This is a genomic window from Microbacterium sp. Bi128, from assembly GCF_918698205.1.
Window position 1 is genome coordinate 1 of record NZ_CAKKMM010000145.1, and the last position, 9,231, is coordinate 9,231.

The 9,231-nt window shown below is 67.7% G+C and carries 9 protein-coding genes and 1 riboswitch; of the genes, 5 read left to right on the top strand and 4 right to left on the bottom strand.

Annotated elements, in window-relative coordinates; all coding sequences use genetic code 11:
• From LQV45_RS12010 to LQV45_RS12025, 4 genes are all read left to right on the top strand, one after another.
• A partial coding sequence (locus LQV45_RS12010) for a PLP-dependent transferase (RefSeq protein WP_230007229.1) occupies nt 1–109 on the top strand: 109 nt, incomplete at its 5' end.
• 183 nt (nt 110–292) lie between these two features.
• A riboswitch (SAM riboswitch) is annotated at nt 293–408 on the top strand.
• 11 nt (nt 409–419) lie between these two features.
• Nucleotides 420–1,559, top strand: coding sequence for a homoserine O-acetyltransferase (locus tag LQV45_RS12015; RefSeq protein ID WP_230007222.1), 1,140 nt, complete (start codon nt 420–422; stop codon nt 1,557–1,559).
• A 166-nt stretch (nt 1,560–1,725) separates the two neighbouring features.
• Nucleotides 1,726–3,108, top strand: a complete 1,383-nt coding sequence (locus LQV45_RS12020; protein WP_230007223.1) for an MFS transporter — start codon at nt 1,726–1,728, stop codon at nt 3,106–3,108.
• A gap of 78 nt (nt 3,109–3,186) precedes the next feature.
• The gene (locus tag LQV45_RS12025; RefSeq protein WP_223914617.1) at nt 3,187–3,936 is read left to right on the top strand and encodes a 3-hydroxybutyrate dehydrogenase; all 750 of its coding nucleotides are present in this window, start codon (nt 3,187–3,189) and stop codon (nt 3,934–3,936) included.
• A 109-nt stretch (nt 3,937–4,045) separates the two neighbouring features.
• Here the strand turns inward: LQV45_RS12025 and LQV45_RS12030 are convergent, their stop codons facing one another.
• Both LQV45_RS12030 and LQV45_RS12035 read right to left on the bottom strand, forming a co-directional pair.
• Nucleotides 4,046–4,681: a LysE family translocator gene (locus tag LQV45_RS12030; protein WP_230007224.1), complete on the bottom strand. Its 636-nt coding sequence runs from the start codon at nt 4,679–4,681 to the stop codon at nt 4,046–4,048.
• Nucleotides 4,682–4,745: 64 nt separating this feature from the next.
• The gene (locus LQV45_RS12035; RefSeq protein ID WP_230007225.1) at nt 4,746–6,242 is read right to left on the bottom strand and encodes an amino acid permease; all 1,497 of its coding nucleotides are present in this window, start codon (nt 6,240–6,242) and stop codon (nt 4,746–4,748) included.
• A gap of 267 nt (nt 6,243–6,509) precedes the next feature.
• Between LQV45_RS12035 and LQV45_RS12040 the strand changes: the two genes are divergently transcribed.
• Nucleotides 6,510–7,481, top strand: a complete 972-nt coding sequence (locus tag LQV45_RS12040; protein ID WP_230007226.1) for an NAD(P)-dependent alcohol dehydrogenase — start codon at nt 6,510–6,512, stop codon at nt 7,479–7,481.
• 45 nt (nt 7,482–7,526) lie between these two features.
• Here the strand turns inward: LQV45_RS12040 and LQV45_RS12045 are convergent, their stop codons facing one another.
• Together LQV45_RS12045 and LQV45_RS12050 are read right to left on the bottom strand one after the other, a co-directional pair.
• Nucleotides 7,527–7,967: a protein-tyrosine phosphatase family protein gene (locus LQV45_RS12045; protein ID WP_230007227.1), complete on the bottom strand. Its 441-nt coding sequence runs from the start codon at nt 7,965–7,967 to the stop codon at nt 7,527–7,529.
• Between the two features lie 57 nt (nt 7,968–8,024).
• Nucleotides 8,025–8,942 carry an SDR family oxidoreductase gene (locus LQV45_RS12050; RefSeq protein WP_230007228.1) on the bottom strand — a complete coding sequence of 306 codons (918 nt, stop codon included), beginning with the start codon at nt 8,940–8,942 and terminating at the stop codon, nt 8,025–8,027.
• Nucleotides 8,943–9,231 lie beyond the last annotated feature (289 nt).

Here is a 9,231-nt window from a genome sequence, read left to right on the forward strand (position 1 = left end):
GATCGCCGGGGTGAACCCCGGGCTGGTGCGGCTTTCGGTGGGGCTGGAGCACCTTGACGACATCCTCGCGGACCTCGACGCCGGATTCCGCGCGGCCAAGTCCGCCTAGGCCGAAGCCCACGCCGAATTTCCCCACCTATACGGGCATCACACCGGGAATCGCCGGCACTCCGGGGCGACCCGCCGGTCACGGCTGTCAAAGGTGGGGAGTCTGCGGTGCTGACGGGTCCGGCTGTCACATGGAAGTCATAATCTTCGTCATTTCCGCACCCCGTTTCGTAGACTCGTACCAGGTCATGAGTGCCAGCGACAGCCCCGGCTTGCTGGCCGGCAACCCTCCTTTTGCGGCGGGGTGCCCCGGGTGAAGACCTGGCCTGCCGGTCAGCTGACGGCGGGCAAGCGCGAAGATAGGTCCTCACATGACGATTGCCGTCACCCGCACGGGTGTTCCCGAAACCAAACCATCCCGGACCCCTGACGGGACCGTCCAGTTCGTCAGGATCGGTGATCTGCAGCTCGAATCCGGGACTCCGTTGCCGGATGTGGTGCTCGCCTACGAGACCTGGGGGGCCCTGAACGCGGACGCCTCCAACGCCGTGCTCATTGAACACGCCCTGACCGGCGACACACACGTGACCCGCGGCGAGAGCGGGGAGCCCGGCTGGTGGGAACAGCTCGCCGGACCCGGGGCTCCCGTGGACACGGACAAATATTTCGTCGTTTCGATCAACATCCTGGGCGGCTGCTACGGATCCACCGGACCTTCCACCCCGGCCCCCGACGGGCGCCCTTGGGGATCGCGGTTCCCGCTGGTCACCCTGCGGGACACCGCCGCCGCCGAGGCGCGGCTGGCCGATGCCCTGGGCATCGGCAGCTGGTATGCGGTGCTGGGCGGCTCGCTCGGCGGCGCGCGCGCCCTTGAATGGGCCGTCACGTTTCCCGGCCGGGTCCGGCGCTGCGCCGTGATTTCCGTCGGCGCCAGCAGCACCGCCGAACAGATTGCCTTCGCGCAGGCCCAGACGCTGGCCATCCGCCAGGACCCCCACTTCAAGGGCGGGGACTACTACGGCGGCCCGGAACCCGAGGCAGGGCTCGCCCTCGCCCGGCGCATCGCGCACATCACCTACCGCTCAGCGGCCGAACTGGACGGCCGGTTTGGCCGCAACGCCCAGGAGTCCGAGACGCCCCTGGAAGCCGGATCGCTGGCCGGACGCGGGCGCTACCAGGTGGAAAGCTACCTGGACCACCAGGGCAGCAAACTGGCCCGGCGTTTCGACGCGAACAGCTACATCGCGATCACCGAAGCCCTCATGAGCCACGATGTGTGCCGGGGGCGCGGAAGCCTCGGGGAGGCACTGGCCCCGGCCACCGCCGAATTCCTGGTGGCGGCCGTGGACTCGGACCGCCTGTATTTCCCGGCCCAGTCCCGTCAACTGGCAGAGGCCCTGCCGGGCCGCCCGGAACTGCACATCATTGAAGCGCCGATCGGCCACGACGGCTTCCTGACCGAAATCGGCCAGCTCAGCGGGCAGCTCCGCGAGACCTTCTTCGGCCACTAGGCCGGCCCGCTTGTGCATTTTTGCAGATGCGCTCTGCACTAATGGCCGTTGAGGCTCAGGGCGGGAGCGTCCATACTCATGGGGAATGACGCCATGTGCCCTAAATCACGGGCGTCCTCAGTCCAATGGTCCGCAGGGTGTCGAAGGCGACACCGAAGGAGTTCACATGAGCACGGAAAACGCCGCGACAACGCGCGCAGACGAGCCGGACGTCAAAACGTCCGGACTGAAGAAGGTAGTAACGGCCTCCATGGCCGGCACTGTGGTGGAGTGGTATGAATTCTTCCTCTACGCCTCCGCCGCCACGCTGGTCTTCGGCAAGACGTTCTTCCCCAATTCGGGCACGGAACTCGACGGCATTATCGCCGCGTTCCTGACCTACGCCGTCGGATTCGTCGCCCGCCCGATCGGCGGCATCGTCTTCGGCCACTTCGGCGACAAGTTCGGCCGCAAGCAGCTGCTCCAGGTCAGCATCCTCCTGGTGGGCGTTTCCACCTTCCTGATGGGCTGCCTCCCGGGCTTCGCCACCCTCGGCTACCTGGCGCCGGCGCTGCTGGTCCTCCTGCGCTTCATCCAGGGCTTTGCCCTCGGCGGCGAATGGGGCGGCGCAGTCCTGCTCGTCGCCGAGCACAGCCCCAACAAGTCCCGTGGCTTCTGGTCCAGCTGGCCCCAGGCCGCCGTTCCCGTCGGCAACCTGCTGGCCACCCTGGTCCTGTTCATCATGTCCAACGTGCTCAGCTCCGCCGACTTCCTCAGCTGGGGCTGGCGGGTGGCGTTCTGGCTTTCCGCCGTGATCGTGTTCGTCGGTTACTACATCCGCACCCACGTCTCCGAATCGCCCATCTTCCTCGAGGCCAAGGCCCAGCTGGAAGAGGATCAGTCCGCCAGCTACGGCGTCCGCGAAGTCATCCGCAAGTACCCCAAGGGCATCCTGCAGGCCATGGGGCTCCGGTTCGCGGAAAACATCATGTACTACCTCGTGGTCAGCTTCGCGATCGTCTACCTGAAGTCCGTGCACAAGTACGACACCTCCTCGCTGCTGCTGGCCCTGCTGATCGCCCACGTCGTCCACTTCCTGGTCATCCCGCAGGTCGGGCGCCTCGTGGACAGCTGGGGCCGGAAGCCGGTCTACCTCATCGGTGCCGTCACCGGTGCCACCTGGCCGTTCTTTGCCTTCCCGATGTTCGATACCCGCAACCCGGTGATCATCGTCCTGGCCGTCACGATCGGCCTGTGCCTGCACGCCTTCATGTATGCCGGCCAGCCGGCCCTCATGTCGGAGCTGTTCCCGACCCGGATGCGCTACGCCGGGGTCTCCCTTGGCTCGCAGGTCACCTCGATCTTCGCCGGTTCGCTGGCGCCGCTCCTGGCCACCCAGTGGCTCAAGGACACCGGCTCCTGGCTGCCCACCGCGATCTACCTGCTGGTCGCCTGCGCCATCACCACCGTCGCAGTGCTGAGCCTGAAGGAAACCAAGGGCATCGCGTTGGAGGACGTGGACCGGGCCGACGCCGAACGCGAAGGCCTGCCCGTAGCAGCCACCCGCTGAGCTGCTTGAGTTTTGGGCCGGCTCCAGCCACGCTGGAGCCGGCCGCCTCATCGAATTTTTGACACGGAAGGCTGAGTTATGGAAAACACGCTGAACGGACGCAAGGCCCTGGTCACCGGCGGCGCCGGCGGGATCGGCGCGGCGAGCGTCCGGGCCCTGGCGGCACGCGGGGCCAAAGTGGTGATCGCGGATAGGGACGAGGCCGCCGCCGCCGCGCTCGCCGACGAAATCGGCGGCACCGCGTGGGCCGTCAACCTGCTCGACGTCGAATCCCTCCAGACGCTCAGCCTGGACTGCGACATCCTGGTGAACAACGCCGGAATCCAGCGCATCAGCCCCATCGAGGAGTTCGATCCGGCCGACTTCCGCCGCATCATCACCCTCATGCTGGAGGCCCCGTTCCTGCTGATCCGGGCCGCGTTGCCGCACATGTACGCCAACAACTTCGGCCGCATCATCAACCTGTCCTCCGTGCACGGGCTCCGGGCCTCGCCGTTCAAGAGCGCCTACGTCTCGGCCAAGCACGGGCTCGAGGGCCTGAGCAAGGTGACGGCCCTCGAAGGTGGGGCGCACGGGGTCACCTCCAACTGCATCAACCCCGGCTACGTCCGCACGCCCCTGGTTGAATCGCAGATCGCGGACCAGGCCAAGGTGCACGGCATCCCGGAGTCCGAGGTGCTCGCCAAGATCATGCTGACCGAATCAGCGGTCAAGCGGCTCGTGGAGCCCGAGGAAGTGGCGTCCCTGGTGGCGTGGCTGGCATCCGACGACGCCGGCATGGTCACCGGCGCCAGCTACACGATGGACGGCGGCTGGTCCGCGCGGTAGCCCGTCGCCGCTCAAACCAACGCGGGGTCAGCTACGGCCCATTCAGAGGGTATTAATGGGCGCTAATTGACCCCGCGTTGTGCTGGAGTTGAGCGGCTGGAGCAGCGCGCTAGTCCTTGGTGCCTGTCAGGGCCAGCGTGCCGCCCAGCCCGATCATCATCACGCCGCCGGTGGTGCTGAGAGCGGCGATCCGCCGGGGGGAGCGGGCAAACCAGTGCCGGGCCGTCCCGGCCGCGAGGGACCACGTGCTGTCCGAGACCAGGGCAATGAGCAGGAAGACCGCACCCAAGGTGGCGAGCTGCACAGGAATCGCTCCGGCCGAGTAGTCCACGAACTGGGGAAGCACGGCCACGAAGAACACAATCGACTTGGGGTTGGTCGCGCCGACGATGAAGCCCTCCCGGAGCACGCGGGCGGTCGAGGCCGGGTTCGAGGTCGACGCCGTCGCCGCGCCGCCGCCGCGGTGCCGGATCGCCTGGATCCCGAGGTAGACCAGATAGGCGGCGCCGGCGAATTTCACCACGCTGAACAGCAGCAGGGACTGGGCCAGCACCACGCCGACGCCCAGGGCCACGGCGGCGATCTGCACCACCTCTCCGGCCGCGTTTCCCAGAACGCTCAACAGCCCGCCCCTGCGTCCCAGGGCCAACGTCCGTCCGATCACGAACAGCACGCTGGGCCCCGGGATGGCGATGAGCACCAGGGCGGCAAGGGCAAAGGCCAAGAGGTTGGTGGCGGGGACCATGCCTGATCCTAACCCCGTGAGGGCCCGCCCGGGAGCGTCTTAATCCCTTGGGGGCGAGGCACCATCACCGCCCGGCGGGAACCTGCGGGAGCTGGGCGGTTTCGTCGACCAGTTCCGCCCGCGCCCGGCCGTGGCCGCGGACCCAGAGGCGGTAAGCGAGCACCAGGACGCCCAGCCAGGCGGCGCCCACGTACAGCGCCACCCGGGTGTCCTCGAAGGCACCCAGAATCACGATCACCAGGGCCATGAACGCGATCGTCAGTATGGAGGCGGCGGGCCACCACGGCGACGGGAACTCCGACGCCGGCAGGCACTTGCGGGCGATCTCGCGTTTCATGGCGACATGGGAGGCCAGGATCATGGCCCAGACCCAGACGGTCGCGAAGGTGGCGATCGAGGCGATCAGCAGGAAGACGTCTTCCGGGATCACGGCGTTCAGCACCACCCCCACCAGCAGGATGCCGGTCATCATTACAACGGTCATCCACGGCACCCCGTGACGGGAAACCTTGCCGAAGCTCGCCGGTGCGTGGCCCTGCCGGGCCAGTCCGAAGAGGATCCGGCCGGCGCCGAAGATGTCGCTGTTGACTGCCGAGAGCGCCGCCGTGATCACCACGGCGTTGAGGATGTGGGGTGCGGCGGGGATGCCCAGGCCGCTGAAGATCTGCACGAAGGGGCTGCCGTTGCTGCCAATTTCGTCCCACGGGAACAGGCTCATCAGCACGCCGAGGGTCAGCACATAGAACAGCAGGACCCGGACGGGCACGGTGTTGACGGCCTTGGGGATGACCTTTTTCGGATCGGCGGCCTCACCGGCGGTGATGCCGAGGGTCTCCACGCCGCCAAACGCGAACATCACCACGGCGAAGGAGGCAAGGAGTCCTTCGAATCCGTTCGGGAACAGGCCTCCGTGGTCCACGAGGTTGCCGAGCCCTGGTGCCACGGTGGCGCCGCCGGCCTGGAAACCGAAGACGATGATCGCCGCCCCGCCCGCGATCATGGCGATGATGGCCGCCACCTTGATCAGGGAGAACCAGAATTCCAGCTCGCCGAACACCTTGACGCTGAGCAGGTTCAGGGCAGCCAGGAAGAAGATGATGGCCAGAATCCAGACCCAGCGCTCCACGCCGGGGAACCAGAATCCCATGTAAATGCTGAACGCCGTGACATCCGCGATGGCCACGATCGCCATCTCAAAGACGTAAGTCCAACCGGTCACAAACCCGGCCAGCGGTCCCAAGTAGCGGCTCGCGTACTGGCCGAAGGACCCGGACACCGGATGCCGCACCGCCATCTCGCCGAGGGCGCGCATCACCATGAAGACCGCGGCGCCGCCGATCATGTAGGCCAACAAGACGGCGGGCCCGGCCTTCTGGATGGCGGAGGCGGAGCCGTAGAACAGCCCCGTGCCGATCGCCGAGCCCAGCGCCATGAAGCGGATGTGGCGGACGTTGAGTCCCCGGCTGAGTACGGAGTCGACGGCTGCGCCGACGGCGGTGGCAGCGCTGCCGGTGCCGGCCTCGGCAGGAGCCGCCTTCGTAGCGGTTTGGGCTTGTTGCATGCGAATACCTTCTCGTCATTGGGAGGGGGATCGCCATCCAGCAGACCATGTCCGGCCTTGCTGTGAGGAGTCTCACGGGAACTTCGTGTCTTTGATTTCAGACTGTGCGGCGCCCCCGCGCGCGGAGCCGGCCGCCGCCGCCGTCGAACCCCAACCGGCGGGGGAGCGGCGAAAGAGCTTGACAACATGTCAGGATTTCTTCACATTCAAGGTGTCGCCCGGCGCCTGCGGTTACGGAATGGCGAGCTGACCCAGAGGAGAAGCACCATGAAAGCGATCGTCCAGGATGTTTACGGTTCCGTTGAGGTGCTGGAACTGCGCGACGTCGACGCCCCGGTGCCCGGCGACGACGACGTGCTGATCCGGGTCCGGGCCGCCGGCGTCGACCAGGGCGTCTGGCACCTCATGACGGGCCTTCCGTACCTGACCCGTGTGGTCGGCTACGGGCTCAGGAAACCGAAGACCCGGATCCGGGGCCGGGCCGTGGCCGGCCGGGTGGAGGCTGTCGGCCGGAATATCGTCGGCTTCCGGACCGGGGATGAGGTGTACGGCACCTGCGAGGGATCCTTCGCCGAATACGCGTGCGCAAAAGAAGGCCGGCTCGCGCTGAAGCCGAAAAACCTCAGCTTCGAACAGGCCGCCGCCGTCCCGATCTCGGCCGTCACGGCCCTGCAGGCGCTCCGGAACGCCGGCAGGATCCAGGCCGGGCAGGAGGTTCTCGTCATCGGCGCGGCCGGCGGTGTCGGGGCGTACGCGGTGCAGCTCGCCAAGGCGTTCGGCGCGCAGGTGACGGGGGTGTGCAGCACCGCGAAAACCGATTTGGTCCGCTCGATCGGCGCGGACCACGTCATCGACTACACACATGACGATTTCGCAGACGGATCCCGGCAATTCGACCTCATTGTGGACACCGCCGGCAACCGCCCGCTCACCGTCCTGCGGCGGGCGCTCAAGCCTAAGGGCACGCTCGCGATCGTCGGTGGGGAAGGCGGAGGGCGGCTGACGGGCGGATTTCAACGCTCACTCGGCGCCGGGCTGCTCTCCGTGTTTGTCGGCCAGCGGCTCAGGGGCGTCATGGCTGCAGAGCGGGCGGAGGACCTCCGGTTCCTGACCGGGCTCATCGAGGCGGGCGCGGTGACCCCGGTCATCGGCAAGAGCTACGCCCTGGCGGACGCGCCGGCGGCAATCCGGGACCTGCGTGATGGGCACCTCCGCGGGCAGGCCGTCGTCATCATTTGAGCCCGCTTGCCGGTTGGCCGGCGTCACGGTTTTGGGCGGAGCCGCCTAGGGCGTTCCGGTCCGGAAGCGGGTCACGTACTGCCGCTGCCAGGGAGTTTCCACTGTCCGGCGCCGGTACTGGCGGCGGACGTAGGACACTGCCTGGCCGGGCGGGACTCCGTCCAGGATCGCGATGCAGGCCAGTGCGGTGCCGGTCCTGCCGATCCCGCGCCAGCAGGCCACTTCAACCCGTTCGGTCTCGGCCCGGCGCCAGGCCTCCCGGAACGCCTCGAGGGCATCCGGCTGGTCGACCGGCAGCCGAAGGTCGGGCCAGGGCACCCATCGGGACTCCCACCCCACGGGCGGCGGCTGCTTGCCCAGCAGGTACACGCCGAACTCGGGAAACGGCCCGGCCGGAAGCGGATAGTGCAGGCCGCGCCCACGAATGAGCCGGCCGGACGGAAGAGCCATGATGCCGTCCGCGGAAGTTTCCCACGTGTGCTTCATGAACCCGATCGTAGTCTTTCCCGCCGCCGGTTGTCCGTGACACGGAACGGCCGGATGTCAGCGGTATCCGGAGGCGTCGGCGTCGAGTCCTGCTTCCTGGACCTCAACGAGGTACCTCCAGCAGTCCGGCTGCGAGCCGTCGGTGTCGGTGAAGCCGTACTCGCGGGCCAGCGCGCCGGACGAATACGAGCCGCCCGTGCGGCTGAGCACGTGGGGGTCCGCCGCCAGGGCCGCGACCGCACGCCCGACGAACAGCGGGCTTTCCGAGATCGCGGCAAAGTGCGGCTGCGTCCCGGCGGCCTCCCGCCAGTTTGCCTCGGTGACGCCAAAGTGTTCGAGCATCATCTCCGAACGCATCCAGCCGGGCGTCAGCGCCACCGCCGCGCAGCCGGAGGATCTCAGCTCCTCCGCCTGGCTGAACGCCAGGCGGAGCACCGCGGTCTTGACGAGGTCGTAAAAGACGGAGACCCGGTAGTGCTGTGCGTTGTACTCGCGGGTGCCGTCGGTCATCTCCACCACCAGGCCGCCGGGGCGGCGGGTGAGCAGCGGCAGCGCGAAGTGGCTTGTGATGAGGTGGGTGTCCAGACCGAGGTGGAGCATCTGCAGTCCGGCATTCAGATCGTGGGCCCAGAGCGGGGTGTTCCATTCGATGAAGTCCTCGCCGCCCCAGATGTCGTTGACAAGGATGTCCAGGCGGCCCTGCTCGGCGTCGATCCGCTGCACGAGGGCTTCCACCTCCGCAGCCTGGCGGTGATCGACCTCGATGGCGATTCCAGTGCCGCCAGCGGTGCTGACAAGCCCGGACGTCTCCTCGATCGTCTCGGGCCGGTTGTAGTCCGAACGGTGGCGGGAGGTCGTGCGGCCGGTGCAGTACACCACCGCTCCTGCCTCGCCGAGGGCGACGGCGGTGCCGCGGCCGGCGCCGCGCGTGGCCCCGGCAACCAGGGCGACCCTGCCCGACAGCGCTGCATCCACGTCTGTGCCTTCCCTCCGGAACCATCCCGCATGGGGCTCAGCCGGCGACGGGCTGGTTCCAATGACCGGGCATACCACGGGGAAGCCGGCGCCCACATTCATCGGAACACCGGGGGGCTGGCCGGGCTAGGGGCGGAAGGCCCGCCGCAGGTATGTGGCCTTTGTCCGGCATTCCAGACAGCCGTTCCTGTGCGAGGCTGTCGGTTGACCGTCGCCGGGCGCATGCTTAAGTACGGGATACCGGACACCACCGACCCTGAAGAGGATCCATGCCACCCACCAGTACTGC